The following is a 13,132-nucleotide window of genomic DNA, read 5'->3' as shown; positions in this document are numbered from 1 at the left end:
ACCCGTAATCGGGTGCACACATCACTTAGAGCGGGACAGTCATGTCGGAATAAGACCGACCGTCCACTGCGTCCTCGCTGTGTAATTGCCTGCAAGTGCCCCACAAGGGAGCCCTACAGGACTTTTTCAAAGGAACCTCATCCACCGAAGTGGACGGGGTATCAACTTCTGGCGTTGATTTTTGGCACGCTGTTGAGTTCTCAAGGAACGGACGCTTCCTTTGTACTCACCCTCTCGGGCTTTCCTCCGGGCTTTCGTTCTGTGTTCTTGCGTTTCCAACTCTACCAGATCATTTCCTTCGTCGTTTCCGACTCGGATTTGAATTCGGTGACCGCTGGAGGGTCTGTGCCTTTCGGCGCTCCGCTACGTTAGCGCTTATCCCTTGCCATTCATAATCGAGCGGCCGGCGAAGAAATTCGGGCATGCCGAAGAAGACCCCGCCAGGGGTAAGTCGTAGGTAGTGGGTTGGCCGCTCCGGGGGTCTGCCGATGGCAGTGCCCCGTTCAAGCGGCTCGGGCTACGTTAGGCGTCCGGCAGAGCCGAGTCAAGTTGAACGGCGGCGTGGCGCATGGGCTCGGTACGGGCTCACCGTGGGGTCGTGCGTGATCCAGAAACGGTACGGATGAGCCGCGCCGGCGCCGCCCACTCCGGTACGCGGGCCGCTGCTCACCAGGTCGGACGAGGTGGCGGTGCCCGCGAGGAGGGAGAGGGGGGACTCCGGGCCGGCGCAGAGGTCGGTGCCGTCGAGGGAGCGGTCCACGGCCAGGGCGGTCGCGAGCCGGGCCGGGCCTTTGGCCAGTTCCCTCGGGTATCTGGCGGAAAGTCGGCGTTTGGCTGCCAGGTCCGCGCCCACCGTGATCTCGCCCGCGCGCAGCAGTACGCCGCTCGCGTGGCCGGGCGGGCCGCACACCAGGTTCAGGCTGAACCACATGCCGTAGATGAAGTAGACGTACGCGTGTCCGGGCGGACCGAACATCGATGCGTTGCGGGCCGTGCGGCCGCGGTAGGCGTGGGAGCCCGGGTCGGACTCGCCCTCGTAGGCCTCCACCTCCGTGATGCGCAGTTCGATCGGGCCGTCCGGGCCGTGCCGGACCAGGGTGCGGCCGAGGAGGTCCGGGGCCACCGTGAGGACCGGGCGGTCGAAGAAGGACCGGGGCAGGGGCGTACGGTCGGGGCGCGCGCTCATCCGGTCGAGCGTAGTGGAACGCGTACCGCTGCAACCGGGGCCTATGGTTCCGCGTTGGTAAGGGGTAGTCGCACAAGCCTTCAAGGGGAGTCAGAGCATGGGGTTCAAGAAGCTGTTCGCGAGCCTGGGTGCCGGTGGTGCTTCGGTGGACACGGTCATCACCGAGCCGAACGTCGCACCGGGCGGGATCGTCCAGGGCGAGGTCCGGATCCAGGGCGGATCCGTGGACCAGCAGATCGAGGGGCTGTCCGTCGGGCTGCAGGCGCGCGTCGAGGTCGAGGGCGGCGACCAGGAGTACAAGCAGGACGTCGTCTTCACCAAGCAGCGTCTCGGCGGTGCGTTCCAGGTGCAGGCCGGCGCGGTGCACGTGGTGCCGTTCGTGCTGGAGATTCCCTGGGAGACGCCGATCACCCACTTCGGGGGCCAGCACCTGCACGGGATGAACATCGGGGTGAGCACCGAGCTGGAGATCGCGCGTGCGGTCGACGCGGGCGACCTCGACCCGATCAACGTGCACCCGGTGCAGGCGCAGCAGGCGATCCTCGACGCCTTCCGTCAGCTGGGCTTCACCTTCCGCAGTGCGGACATGGAGCGCGGGCACATCCGCGGGACGCGGCAGACGCTGCCCTTCTACCAGGAGATCGAGTTCCTGCCGCCGTCGCAGTACCGGGGGCTGAACCAGGTCGAGCTGACCTTCGTCACGGACGGCCGGGAGATGGACGTCGTCCTGGAGATGGACAAGAAGCCCGGGCTGTTCAGCGAGGGCAGTGACACCTACCGCTGCTTCCAGGTGGGGCTGCAGTCGTACCAGGAGACGGACTGGGCGGCTTACCTGAACCAGTGGATCGCGTCGGTCGGTTCGCAGCGCAACTGGTTCTAGGCTCGGACCCGTACGCGTATCCGAGCAGGAGGTACAGCAGTGACCGAGCAGAGCAGGGCGCCCCTTCCGCACGACTTCCACCCCGAGGTGCACGCCTTCACGGTGGCCAGTGCGGATCTCGCGCCGGGCGCCGATCTGGGTGACGCCCAGGTGCTCGAGGGCGGGAACGTCTCGCCGCAGCTGCGGTGGGAGGGGTTCCCGGAGGGCACGAAGAGCTTCGCCGTGACGTGCTTCGACCCCGACGCGCCCACGGGCAGCGGGTTCTGGCACTGGGTGCTCTTCGATCTGCCGGCCTCGGTCACCGAGCTGCCGGCCGGGGCGGGCAGCGGGAAGTTCGAGGGGCTGCCGGCCGGGGCCGTGCACGTGCGCAACGACTACGGGACCAAGGACTTCGGCGGGGCGGCTCCGCCGGCCGGGGAGCGGCACCGGTACGTGTTCACCGTGTACGCGGTGGACCAGGAGCGGCTCGGTCCCGACGAGGGGGCCTCTCCGGCCGCGGTCGGGTTCAATCTGCGCTTCCACACGCTCGGGCGCGCCCAGCTGATCGGTGAGTACGAGGCACCCGCGGGCTGACAGTTCCCCGAGCGTTTGCCCGGTCCTGGTCTAAAGACGACCAGGACCGGGCATTTTTATTGCGTTGTCCCGCGTGACGCCCGCGGCCAGAGTGGTTGCGGGCCCTGCCGCACGGGTGGTCGCGGGCCTGCACACGGGAGGTGGGCGAGATGCGGGACACGCTGGTGCTGAATGCGAGCTTCGAGCCGCTGTCGACGGTGACGCTGAACCGGGCTGTGGTTCTGGTGCTCCAGGACAAGGCCGTGGTCGAACAGTCGCATCCGGAGCTGCGCGTGCGCGCGGCCACCATGGATCTTCCGATGCCCCGTGTGATCAGACTCTGCAGGTACGTGCGGGTGCCCTTCCGAAGACATGCTCCCTGGTCGCGGAGGGGGGTGTTGGTCCGGGACCAACACCGGTGCGCGTACTGCGGGAGGCGCGCGACGACCGTGGACCACGTGCTGCCCAGGGCGCAGGGCGGCGGGGACACCTGGCTGAACACGGTGGCGTCGTGCGCCGAGGACAACCACCGCAAAGCGGCGCGGACTCCGGAGGAGGCGGGGATGCCCCTCCTGCGCAAGCCCTTCGTGCCGTCCCCGGCGGACGCGATGCTGCTGGCCCTGGGGGTGGCGGGGCGGGAGGCCCTGCCGGAGTGGCTGGAGCGTTCCGGTTCCTCGTATGCCCCGTCCGCCGCGTAGTCGGGCCCGCTGGGCGACGTAACTCTGCTACGTCGCTCAGCGGACCAGTAGCTGGACGATGGCGATGACGCCGACCGCGACGATGACTCCGCGCAGCACGGTCGGCGAGAGGCGGCGGCCGACCTTGGCGCCGATCTGGCCGCCGATGGTGGAGCCGACGGCGATGAGGAGCACGGCCGTCCAGTCGAAGGTGGCGACGAAGAGGAAGACGACGGCCGCGATGCCGTTGACCATGGCCGCGATGACGTTCTTCACCGCGTTGATCCTCTGCAGGTCCTCGCGGAGCAGCAGGCCCATCAGGCCCACGTAGAGCACCCCCTGGGCGGCCCCGAAGTAGCCTCCGTAGGCGCTGGACAGCAGCATGCCGGAGAGCAGTACGGGGCCGCCGTCGGGGTGCCCGGGGTCTGCTCCCGCGGCATCCTGTCGGCGGCGCAGGGCCGCGGCGAGCCGGGGCTGGAGGACGACGAGCAGGAGGGCCAGTCCGATGAGGACGGGCACGATCGTGTCGAAGGAGTCGGACGGCAGGGTCAGGAGCAGGACGGCGCCCGCGAGCCCGCCGACGAGGGACACGGCGCCGAGCCGGATGATGCGGGCGCGCTGGCCCTGGAGCTCCTTGCGGTAGCCGATGGCTCCGCTGATGGAACCGGGCACGAGGCCGAGGGTGTTGGACACGTTGGCGGTGACCGGCGGCAGGCCGGTGGCGAGCAGCACCGGGAAGGTGATCAGGGTGCCGGAGCCGACGATGGTGTTGATGGTGCCGGCGCCGACGCCGGCGGCGAACACCGCGAGTGATTCCCAGACGGACATCGAGAACATGGACATGGACGGGGCCGTCCCCTTTGCATGAGGAAGTCGCCTCCCCGCCGTGAAGGTCGAGGGGCCTCACTGATCATGCATCAAGGGACGGGCCCGGGTGTGCGGGGGCGGGGCAGGTCCGGCCCCGGGCCCGGCCCCTCGCCCGGAAGGGCCCTAGTCGATGGGGGGCTGCTCGCGGCGGTCCGCGGCGTCCTTGTCCCGCGCGGCCGGGATGCCGCCGCCGTCCTTGCCGGAGTTCTGCGGGTTGAAGCCGGAACCGCCGCCCATCGGGCCGAAGTTGCCCATGGCGCCCGAGAGGCCCTTGAGCGCGTCTCCGATCTCGCTGGGCACGATCCAGAGCTTGTTGGCGTCGCCTTCGGCGATCTTCGGGAGCATCTGGAGGTACTGGTAGGCGAGGAGCTTCTGGTCGGCGTCGCCGGCGTGGATGGACTCGAAGACCGTGCGGATGGCCTGGGCCTCGCCCTCGGCGCGCAGGGCGGCGGCCTTGGCGTCACCCTCGGCGCGCAGGATGGAGGACTGCTTCTCGCCCTCGGCGCGCAGGATCTCGGACTGCCGGACGCCTTCGGCCTGGAGGATGGCGGCGCGCTTGTCGCGGTCGGCGCGCATCTGCTTCTCCATCGAGTCCTGGATGGAGGTCGGCGGCTCGATGGCCTTGAGCTCGACGCGGTTGACGCGGATGCCCCACTTGCCGGTGGCTTCGTCGAGGACTCCGCGCAGGGCCGCGTTGATCTCCTCGCGGGAGGTGAGGGTCCGCTCCAGGTCCATGCCGCCGATGATGTTGCGCAGGGTGGTCACGGTGAGCTGCTCGATGGCCTGGATGTAGCTGGCCACTTCGTACGTCGCGGCGCGGGCGTCGGTCACCTGGTAGTAGATGACGGTGTCGATGTTGACGACCAGGTTGTCCTGGGTGATCACCGGCTGCGGCGGGAAGGGGACGACCTGTTCACGGAGGTCGATCCGGTTGCGGATCGAGTCGATGAACGGGACGACGATGTTGAGGCCCGCGTTGAGGGTGCGGGTGTAGCGGCCGAACCGCTCGACGATGGCGGCGCTGGCCTGCGGGATCACCTGGATCGTCTTGACCAGTGCGATGAAGACCAGAACCACCAGAATGATCAGGACGATGATGATCGGTTGCATGCGGTTCCCCGTGCCCTTCCGGCTGTCTGTGCTGCCCCGTTAGGCGGAGTCTCGCAGACCCGGGGGCCGCGAGCAGGCTGCTTGTCACATCACGACGGCGGTCGCCCCGTCGATCTCCACGACGTCGACGGACTGGCCGGGTTCGAAGCTGGTGTCGGCGTCGAGGGCGCGCGCGGACCAGATCTCGCCGGCGAGCTTGATGCGGCCGCCGCTGCCGTCGACGCGTTCGAGGACGACGGCGCTGCGGCCCTTCAACGCGTCGATGCCGCTGCGGTGTTGGGGCCGCTGGTCGCGGTGCCGGTTGGCGATGGGCCGTACGACGGCGAGGAGCGCGACCGACACCGCCACGAAGACGAGGACTTGGGCCACCACTCCCCCGCCGAGAGCCGCCGTCACGGCTGCCGCCACCGCCCCGGCGGCGAACATGCCGAACTCCGGCATCGCGGTGAGGACGAGGGGAATGCCCAGTCCGACCGCGCCGATGAGCCACCACACCCATGCGTCGATGTCCACATGGTCATGGTAGGTCGGGTGGGCGCGGTCGGGACAGGGTGCGTGGGCGGCGGTCCTAGCCGAGCGGAAGGCCCTGCGCGGTCCAGCGGTCGTTCCCGTTGCGCTCGACGACCAGCGGGAGGCCGAAGCAGATCGAGAGGTTGCGGGAGGTGAGTTCGAGGTCGATCGGGCCGGCGGTGACGACCTTGCCCTGACGGATCATCAGGACGTGGGTGAAGCCGGGGGCGATCTCCTCGACGTGGTGCGTGACCATGACCATGGAGGGCGCGAGCGGGTCGCGGGCGAGCCGGCCGAGTCGGCGCACGAGGTCCTCGCGGCCGCCGAGGTCCAGGCCGGCGGCGGGCTCGTCGAGCAGCAGCAGCTCGGGGTCGGTCATCAGGGCGCGGGCGATCAGCGTGCGCTTGCGCTCGCCCTCGGAGAGGGTGCCGAACTTCCGGTCGAGGTAGTCCGTCATGCCGAGGCGGTCGAGGAAGGCGCGGGCGCGCTGCTCGTCGACGTCCTCGTACTCCTCCTGCCACGTCGCCGTCATGCCGTAGGCGGCGGTGAGGACGGTCTGCAGGACGGTCTGCCGCTTGGGCAGCTTGTCGGCCATGGCGATGCCGGCGACGCCGATGCGCGGGCGCAGCTCGAAGACGTCCACCTTGCCGAGGGTGCTGCCGAGGATGGAGGCGGCGCCCTTGGTGGGGAAGAGGTAGCTGGAGGCGAGGTTCAGCAGCGTGGTCTTGCCGGCGCCGTTGGGGCCGAGGATCACCCAGCGCTCCCCCTCCTTCACCGACCAGGAGACCTGGTCCACCAGAGCCCGGCCCTCGCGGACCACGGATACGTCCACCAGTTCCAGAACATCGCTCATGAGCGCGTTGTCTCCCCTTGCAGTGTCGGTTCGTCTGTGCGCCTGTAGGCGCAGCCCCAGGGGAAAACCTACGCCACTCGGGAAGGAGTGCGGGGCCGGGGCCGGGCCGGGGGGCGGGTCCGTAGAGTTGGGGGATGCTTTTCGAACCACGTTCAGGGCGGCTGGCCGCCTGGGGGAACGCTCTGCTGGCCGGTCTGGTCTCGCCCGACGAGGCCGTGTTGTCGATCGTGGCCGAGGACGCCGTGCACCGGGTGGCCGGGCTGCCGGGGGAATCGGGTCCCGTCGGGCTCACGCTGGCGCTGGGACGGCTGCGGGCGCTGGGGGTGACCGGGCTGCGGGTGGCGCTGCCGGCGCCGGGGCATCCGCTGGGGCTGAGCGGTCCGGCGGAGTTCAACGCGCGGGCGCTGGACGCGGAGGAGGCGGTGGTGTGCGTGGGCGCTGCGCTGGGCCTGGTGCCGGAGGTGGCCGAGGCCGGGCCGGCGGGTGACGTGCACGTCTCGGTGACCTGGCACTGCCTGCCGGTACGGGAGGCCCCGCCGGCGGACGTGCCGTCCCTCGGCGAGGCGGAGCGGGAGCTGGCGGAGGCGCTGCGCGAGGCGACCGTGGCGCTGACCCGGCTGGACGTGGCCGGGTCGGGGCCGGTGGCGGAGGCCGCGGTGTCGGCGTACCGGGCGCGGGCGGAGGGGTCCGGGCAGGAGATGCTGGCGCCGGGGTATCCGCAGCGGGCGGTCAGGGTGCTGGCGCTGGCGCAGCGGGTGGACCTGCTGGTGTCGCTGGCGTACGAGAAGGGGCACGGCGGAGCGGTCGCGGCCTCGGAGATGGCGGCGCGGGCCGAGGCCTTGCGGCCGGTGGAGCGGGTGGCTCGGCGGGCGCTGGTCGCCGCGTACAACGCGGCGGTGGAGGACCGCGAGCGGGACGGCTAGGCCACGGGGCGGGCTGCGCCCTTGCTCGGCGGGTCTGGGCTGCGCCCGGGCCGGCTGGGCTGCGCCCGGGCTCGGTGGGTCGCGCGGGTCGGGCTGCGCCCGGGCTCGGCGGGTCGCGCGGGTCGGGCTGCGCCCAGGCTCCTGGGGCTCCGCCCCAGACCCCGCGCCTCAAACGCCGGCGGGGCTGGAATGGGCGGGGCTTGGAGTGGGGTGTGGCGCGGCCCCGCTTCCTGGGGAGAGGGGGAAGCGGGGCCGGTGGAGGGGGGTCAGGCGTTGACGCCCGTGTTGCCCCAGGCTCCGTTGAGCAGGCCGATCACGGTGACGGCGTTGCCGACCGCGTTCACCGGGACGTGGACCGGGACCTGGAGCAGGTTCCCGGAGGCCACGCCGGGCGAGTGCTGGGCCTCGCCCTCCGCCGACGCACCGCCGTGCGCCGAGGAGACACCCGCGCCGGCGGCGACGAGGCCGCCCGCGATCATGGTGACGGCTGCGGCCTTCTTGATGTTCTTCACGTTCTCGTCCTCCAGTACGTCGGCCGCGACCAGCCGTCGCGGCACGCCATGGAGAACGGTCACCCGGCGGTCGGGATACGCCATGTGGGCTACATACACCCGACCGTATGAATCTCAGTCCGGAACGACACGATCCGATATGCGCCGTTATTGGACCAGTCCGTGCCTGACCGCCCACAAGGCAGCCTGGGTCCGGTCCGCGAGGTCCAGTTTCATGAGGATGTTCGAGACGTGCGTCTTGACCGTCTTCTCGGACAGGACGAGCGCCCGGGCGATCTCCCGGTTGGACCGGCCGTCCGCGACCAGGCCCAAAACCTCACGCTCGCGGTCGGTCAGCGAGCCCGGGCGGCCCGCCGAGGCGCCCTGGTCCTCCTGGGCGAGCAGGACCTCCGCCACCTCCGGCTGGAGGAGCACGTGTCCGGCGTGGACGGAGCGGATGGCTCCGGCCAGTGCGTCGGGGTCGATGTCCTTGTAGACGTATCCCGCGGCGCCCGCGCGCAGGGCGGGGACCACGGTCCGCTGCTCCGTGAAGCTGGTGACGATCAGCACCCGCGCCGGGTTCGCCAGCTCGCGCAGCCTCCGCAGCGCCTCGATGCCGTCGGTGCCCGGCATCTTGATGTCCATGAGGATCACATCGGGCCGCAGCTCCTCGGCGCGGGCGATGCCCTCCTCGCCGTCGGCGGCCTCGCCGACCACGTCGATGTCCGCCTGGACCTCGAGGAAGGTGCGCAGCCCCCGCCGGACCACCTGGTGGTCGTCGACCAGCAGTACGCGGATTCCGCTTCCCCTTGCGCCGTCAGCCACCGGGGACCTCCATCTCGATCGTGGTGCCCGTGCCGGGCTCCGAGTGCACGGCGAGCCGGCCTCCGACGCCGCTCGCCCGGTCCCGCATGGAGACGAGGCCCAGGTGGCGGCCCGCGCGGCGGACGGTCCGGGGGTCGAAGCCCTTGCCGGAGTCGGCGACCCTGAGGACGGCTCCGCCGGCGGGGTTCCGGGCCAGGGTCACGTCGACGCGGTCGGCGCCCGAGTGGCGCAGGGCGTTGTGCAGGGCTTCCTGGGCGACCCGCAGGAGCGCTTCCTCCTGGGTCGCGGGCAGCGCCCGTACCCCGTCACAGGTGAAGGTGACGCGCGCGGTGTGAGCGCGGTCGAGTACCTGGACCTGGGTGCGCAGGGTGGCGATCAGGCCGTCCTCGTCCAGGGCGGCCGGGCGCAGCTCGGTGACGGCGGCGCGCAGTTCGTCGGCGGCCTCGGCCGCGAGGGCGGCCACCTGGTGGAGCTCGTCCTTGGCGCGGGCCGGGTCGCGGTCCACGAGGGTGGCGGCGGCCTGGGCGGTGAGGCGCAGCGAGAAGAGCTTCTGGCTGACGGCGTCGTGAAGCTCGTGGGCGAGCCGGGAGCGCTCCTCGACGATGGTGAGCTCGCGGCTGCGTTCGTAGAGCCGGGCGTTGGTGAGGGCGATCGCCGCGTGCTGGGCGAGGAGGGAGAGGAGTTCCTCGTCCTCGTCGGTGAAGCCGTGCCCCGTGCCCGGGGCGCGGCGCTTGTTGGCGAGGAAGAGGCAGCCGAGGGTCTCCTCGCCGTCCCGGACGGGCAGGCCGAGGAAGTCGGACATGTCGGGGTGGGCGGCCGGCCAGCCCTCGAAGCGGGGGTCCTCGCGTACGTCGGCCAGCCGCTCGGGGCCGTCCTGGTGGAGCATCGCGGCGAGGATGCCGTGCTGGCGGGGCAGCGGGCCGATCTCGCGCCACTGCTCGGCGCTGATGCCGTCCACGACGAACTGGGCGAAGCCGCCGTGGTCGTCCGGGACGCCCAGGGCCGCGTACTCGGCGTCCAGGAGCTCGCGGGCGGACACGACGATCGTGCGCAGGACGTCGCGGACCTCGAGGCGGCGGCTCATGGCGAGCAGCGCCGTGCTGACGGCTGCCAGGCCGCTGCGGGGTCCGGTCTGCATGCGCTCACCGTACTCGGGGGCGTGACCTGCGGGATCGGGCCGCGGTCGTAGGTCCAACGGACCGGCAGGGGTCGGGCTCGCGGCCGAGGCGGGGGCGTGTGGCGTTGGTGACGGGAGCTTCGAGGGGTCTGGGGCGGGCGCTGGCCCGGGGGCTGGCGGCGCGCGGCTGGGACCTGGTGCTGAGCGCGCGGGGCGCGGAGCCGCTGGAGGAGGCCGCGGCCGGGCTGGAGCAGGCCGCCCGGGTCCGCATCCGGGTCAGGGCGGTGGCGGGGGACGTGCCCTCGGCGGGGCACCGGGCGGCGCTGGTGGCGGCCGCGCGGGAGCTGGGCGGGCTGGACCTGCTGGGGAACAACGCGGGGGTGGTGGGGGCAGAGCCGCTGATGCCGCTGGCGGTCCACCTCCTGGAGGGGCTGCGCGAGGCCTTCGAGGTCAATGGGGTGGGGCCGCTGGGGCTGGCCCAGGCGGGGCTGCCGCTGCTGCGGGCCTCGGCGGCCGGGGCGGTGCTGAACATCGGCCCGGACGCGGCGGTGGTGGCGTACGAGAGGTGGGGGCGTACGGGGCGACCACGCCGGCGGCCGGGGATCTGATGTCGGCCGTACTGGCGGTGGAGCAGCCGGGGCTGCGGGTCTGGTGGGCGGATCCGGGCTCGATGCGGACGCGGATGATGGCGGCGGCCGAGCCCGGGGAGGACCGGGCGGGGCTGCCCGCACCGGAGGAGGTGGCGCCGGCCCTGCTGCGTCTGGTGGCGGAACGACCGGTCGCCTCGCGGCGGGCCAGGCAGCCGACGAGCGGGCCGGGGCCGGAACCTGGGCCCGCGGTGCGGGCGGGGCGGGGGCCGCGGTGCGGGCGGGGCGGGGGCAGGCAGCGCGGGCGGGGCTGCACCCGGCGGCACGGGCGGAGTGGAGCCAGGCGACTCGGTCGGGGCGGAACCCGATGACCCGGCCGGAGCCGGGGCGGCCTCGGGAGCACGGCTGGAGTGGAGCCTGGCGGGGCGAGCCCGGCAGCCCGGGCGGAGCTGAACCCGGCGGCACGGGCGGAGTGGAGCCAGGCGACTCGGCCGGGACGGAGTTCGGCGGCCCGGCCGCGGCCGGCCGTGGGGCAGGGCGAGAGTGGAGCCTGGCGGCACGGGGCTCGGCAGCTCGGGCGGGGCTGAACCCGGCAGCCCGGGCGGAGCTGAGACCGACGGCACGGGCGGGGCCGGCAGCTCGGGCGGGACGGAGTTCGGCGGCCCGGCCGGAGCCGGGGCCGGCCGTGGGGCAGGGCGAGAGTGGAGCCTGGCGGCGCGGGGCTCGGCAGCTCGGGCGGGGCTGAACCCGGTGGCCCGGCCGGGGCCGAGACCGACGGGCCGGCCGGGCCGGCAGCGCGGGCGGGACGGAGCCCGGCAGCGCGGCCGGAGGGGCAGGTCGCGGGGATGCGGCTTGGGGGGTGCCCCGCAGCACGGGCGGCGACGGGGCGGGGCGGAGCCCCAGCGGCACAGGCGGGGCCGGGGCCGGCAGCACGGCCGGGGAGGCCGGGGCGGCGGGGGCGGCGGGGGGCAGGGTGGCACGGCCGGGGCGGGGCCGGGGTGCGGGAGGCGGGGCTGCCGGGGGTGGGAGGTGGGGCGGGGCTGGGGTCGGGGGTCGGCGGTACCGGAGGAGGGACTGCATATAAGGGACATTCCGCCAGGCCTTGTGGCCCGGGTGCCCGCCGGGCAGCGCGGGTCGGGGCTGGGCCGGGATTCCGTACGGCTGCTGGTCTCGCGAGGGACCGAGGAGGTGTCCCTGCGCGCCTTCCGGGAGCTGCCGCAGCTGCTGCCGGCAGCGCGCCTTCCGGGAGCGGCCGCAGCCGCTGCCGGCCGGGGACGTGCTGGTGGTGGACACCTCGGCCACCCTGGCGGCGACGGTGGACGGCCGGCCGGGCCGCATGAGGGCGAGGCGTGCCCTCGCCGGTGTCGGCGGCGGTCGCCGGGCGTGCGGCGGTGCGGCTGGGGTATGCGGAGGCGGTGGCCCGGCTCTGCCTCCGGTACGAGTTCGGCGGCGTCCCTCTGCTACTCAAGGATGAGACCGGTCACGGAACGCGTTGCGCCAGCAACTCATGGTGAGACCGTTACGTGCCCGATGTGAGCCCGCGCATAGGACCCACATCACTTACGAAGCTCCCTAGTGGACAGGTAAAGACCCTGTCAGCACGGGCGCGCGTAGCGCCGGGGCTCGAAATCGGGCCCCGGCGCCCGCCCCTGATCCACTAAGCGGGATCGTACGTCACACCTTTGCCACAGGATTTTGCCGCCGCTAAGAATTGCTCCCGTCGCACAGCGCCGCGGATCCACCCGGATCCCAGCGACGCCTTCCTGCGGCTCCCGCGATTCGAAGAGGTTGCCCCGCCATGTCTGCTTCCAGCACTCCCGGTCACAGTCGTCTGACGAAGGCACACAAGCTGTCCTTTGCCGGTGTCGCCACGCTCGGCGCCGCCGCCCTCGCCTTCTCCCTCGTCCCGGCCGGTGCCGCGGAGGGCGACACGATCTCCGCCGCCCCCGTCGCCTGGACCCAGGTCGTCGACGGTGCCCAGACGAAGGCCGTGCAGCAGCACCTCTCCGCCCAGCTGGTCGTCGCCGACAAGGCCGCGAAGGACGCCGCGGCCAAGGCCAAGGCCGACGCCGAGGCCGCCGCCGCGGCCGCCGCCAAGAAGGCGCGCGAGCAGCAGGAGGCCGCGAGCCGGTCCGCCGCCCGCACCCCGGTCTTCGCGAACAACCTGGACGGCTGGATCAAGGAAGCCCTCTTCATCATGAAGAAGGAGGGCATTCCGGGCAGCTACGCCGGAATCCACAAGAACATCATGCGTGAGTCCAGCGGTAACCCGATGGCGATCAACAACTGGGACATCAACGCCCAGAACGGCATCCCCAGCAAGGGTCTGCTCCAGGTCATCTACCCGACCTTCAAGGCGTACCACGTCAAGGGCACCAAGTTCGACCAGTACGACCCGGTCGCCAACATCGTCGCCGCCTGCAACTACGCGGCCGACCGCTACGGCTCGATGGACAACGTCAACAGCGCCTACTAGGCCCGCCGACGTCACCACGTCCCCCCATGCGCCTGAGGGCGGCCCCCGGAGTACCGGGTGCCGCCCTCAGGCGTTTTG

The 13,132-nt window shown here is 72.1% G+C and carries 13 protein-coding genes and 2 pseudogenes; 7 read left to right on the top strand and 8 right to left on the bottom strand.

All coding sequences use genetic code 11. The features are described from left to right. Positions 1–544: 544 nt before the first annotated feature. Positions 545–1,186 (bottom strand): DNA-3-methyladenine glycosylase, encoded by a 642-nt coding sequence (locus AB0D66_RS15560; RefSeq protein WP_362302405.1) that lies wholly within the window; start codon positions 1,184–1,186, stop codon positions 545–547. Positions 1,187–1,283: 97 nt separating this feature from the next. Here AB0D66_RS15560 and AB0D66_RS15555 point away from each other — a divergent pair, with 97 nt between their 5' ends. From AB0D66_RS15555 to AB0D66_RS15545, 3 genes are all read left to right on the top strand, one after another. Beyond that, positions 1,284–2,066 (top strand): sporulation protein, encoded by a 783-nt coding sequence (locus AB0D66_RS15555; RefSeq protein ID WP_362302402.1) that lies wholly within the window; start codon positions 1,284–1,286, stop codon positions 2,064–2,066. Positions 2,067–2,105: 39 nt separating this feature from the next. Continuing rightward, positions 2,106–2,639 (top strand): YbhB/YbcL family Raf kinase inhibitor-like protein, encoded by a 534-nt coding sequence (locus AB0D66_RS15550; RefSeq protein WP_362302399.1) that lies wholly within the window; start codon positions 2,106–2,108, stop codon positions 2,637–2,639. Positions 2,640–2,788: 149 nt separating this feature from the next. Beyond that, a complete protein-coding gene (locus AB0D66_RS15545; protein WP_362302396.1) occupies positions 2,789–3,316 on the top strand; it encodes an HNH endonuclease in 528 nt (175 codons plus the stop codon). Between the two features lie 36 nt (positions 3,317–3,352). Here the strand turns inward: AB0D66_RS15545 and AB0D66_RS15540 are convergent, their stop codons facing one another. The 4 genes from AB0D66_RS15540 to AB0D66_RS15525 all read right to left on the bottom strand — a co-directional run bounded on the left by AB0D66_RS15540 (position 3,353) and on the right by AB0D66_RS15525 (position 6,635). After that, complete coding sequence (locus AB0D66_RS15540) at positions 3,353–4,123, bottom strand: sulfite exporter TauE/SafE family protein (RefSeq protein WP_362302456.1); 771 nt, start codon at positions 4,121–4,123, stop codon at positions 3,353–3,355. A 162-nt stretch (positions 4,124–4,285) separates the two neighbouring features. Further along, on the bottom strand, positions 4,286–5,272 hold the full coding sequence (locus AB0D66_RS15535; protein WP_362057396.1) for an SPFH domain-containing protein: 987 nt from the start codon (positions 5,270–5,272) through the stop codon (positions 4,286–4,288). 84 nt (positions 5,273–5,356) lie between these two features. Continuing rightward, the gene (locus tag AB0D66_RS15530) at positions 5,357–5,785 is read right to left on the bottom strand and encodes an NfeD family protein (RefSeq protein WP_362302393.1); all 429 of its coding nucleotides are present in this window, start codon (positions 5,783–5,785) and stop codon (positions 5,357–5,359) included. A 55-nt stretch (positions 5,786–5,840) separates the two neighbouring features. After that, a complete protein-coding gene (locus AB0D66_RS15525) occupies positions 5,841–6,635 on the bottom strand; it encodes an ABC transporter ATP-binding protein (protein ID WP_362302390.1) in 795 nt (264 codons plus the stop codon). Between the two features lie 134 nt (positions 6,636–6,769). Between AB0D66_RS15525 and AB0D66_RS15520 the strand changes: the two genes are divergently transcribed. Then, positions 6,770–7,558 carry a hypothetical protein gene (locus AB0D66_RS15520; RefSeq protein ID WP_362302387.1) on the top strand — a complete coding sequence of 263 codons (789 nt, stop codon included), beginning with the start codon at positions 6,770–6,772 and terminating at the stop codon, positions 7,556–7,558. Between the two features lie 266 nt (positions 7,559–7,824). On the opposite strand, the gene AB0D66_RS15515 is transcribed toward AB0D66_RS15520, so the two are convergent. From AB0D66_RS15515 to AB0D66_RS15505, 3 genes are all read right to left on the bottom strand, one after another. Then, the gene (locus AB0D66_RS15515; protein ID WP_362302453.1) at positions 7,825–8,070 is read right to left on the bottom strand and encodes a chaplin; all 246 of its coding nucleotides are present in this window, start codon (positions 8,068–8,070) and stop codon (positions 7,825–7,827) included. A gap of 147 nt (positions 8,071–8,217) precedes the next feature. Further along, a complete protein-coding gene (locus tag AB0D66_RS15510; RefSeq protein ID WP_362302384.1) occupies positions 8,218–8,874 on the bottom strand; it encodes a response regulator transcription factor in 657 nt (218 codons plus the stop codon). Further along, on the bottom strand, positions 8,867–10,012 hold the full coding sequence (locus AB0D66_RS15505; RefSeq protein WP_362302381.1) for a GAF domain-containing sensor histidine kinase: 1,146 nt from the start codon (positions 10,010–10,012) through the stop codon (positions 8,867–8,869). Before AB0D66_RS15505 ends, AB0D66_RS15510 begins: the two co-directional genes overlap by 8 nt. A 98-nt stretch (positions 10,013–10,110) precedes the next feature. Between AB0D66_RS15505 and AB0D66_RS15500 the strand changes: the two are divergent. The 3 genes and pseudogenes from AB0D66_RS15500 to AB0D66_RS15490 all read left to right on the top strand — a co-directional run. Further along, a pseudogene (locus AB0D66_RS15500) lies at positions 10,111–10,781 on the top strand (SDR family oxidoreductase); the annotation flags it as partial. A gap of 871 nt (positions 10,782–11,652) precedes the next feature. After that, positions 11,653–11,911, top strand: a pseudogene (locus tag AB0D66_RS15495) (hypothetical protein); the annotation flags it as partial. Between the two features lie 465 nt (positions 11,912–12,376). Further along, the gene (locus AB0D66_RS15490) at positions 12,377–13,054 is read left to right on the top strand and encodes a transglycosylase SLT domain-containing protein (protein WP_362302378.1); all 678 of its coding nucleotides are present in this window, start codon (positions 12,377–12,379) and stop codon (positions 13,052–13,054) included. Positions 13,055–13,132 lie beyond the last annotated feature (78 nt).

The sequence above is a fragment of the Streptomyces sp. NPDC048270 genome, from assembly GCF_040652335.1.
In the GTDB taxonomy this organism is placed as follows: Bacteria; Actinomycetota; Actinomycetes; order Streptomycetales; family Streptomycetaceae; genus Streptomyces.
Note: the sequence above shows the minus strand (reverse complement) of the source record. Positions and strands in the feature narration are given on the sequence as shown.

What these genes read in the sequence shown, in the direction of transcription:
- AB0D66_RS15560 (WP_362302405.1), bottom strand. Translation starts at nt 1,186, where the DNA reads ATGAGCGCGCGCCCCGACCGTACGCCCCTGCCCCGGTCCTTCTTCGAC.
- AB0D66_RS15555 (WP_362302402.1), top strand. Translation starts at nt 1,284, where the DNA reads ATGGGGTTCAAGAAGCTGTTCGCGAGCCTGGGTGCCGGTGGTGCTTCG.
- AB0D66_RS15545 (WP_362302396.1), top strand. Translation starts at nt 2,789, where the DNA reads ATGCGGGACACGCTGGTGCTGAATGCGAGCTTCGAGCCGCTGTCGACG.
- AB0D66_RS15540 (WP_362302456.1), bottom strand. Translation starts at nt 4,123, where the DNA reads ATGTCCGTCTGGGAATCACTCGCGGTGTTCGCCGCCGGCGTCGGCGCC.
- AB0D66_RS15535 (WP_362057396.1), bottom strand. Translation starts at nt 5,272, where the DNA reads ATGCAACCGATCATCATCGTCCTGATCATTCTGGTGGTTCTGGTCTTC.
- AB0D66_RS15525 (WP_362302390.1), bottom strand. Translation starts at nt 6,635, where the DNA reads ATGAGCGATGTTCTGGAACTGGTGGACGTATCCGTGGTCCGCGAGGGC.
- AB0D66_RS15520 (WP_362302387.1), top strand. Translation starts at nt 6,770, where the DNA reads ATGCTTTTCGAACCACGTTCAGGGCGGCTGGCCGCCTGGGGGAACGCT.
- AB0D66_RS15505 (WP_362302381.1), bottom strand. Translation starts at nt 10,012, where the DNA reads ATGCAGACCGGACCCCGCAGCGGCCTGGCAGCCGTCAGCACGGCGCTG.
- AB0D66_RS15490 (WP_362302378.1), top strand. Translation starts at nt 12,377, where the DNA reads ATGTCTGCTTCCAGCACTCCCGGTCACAGTCGTCTGACGAAGGCACAC.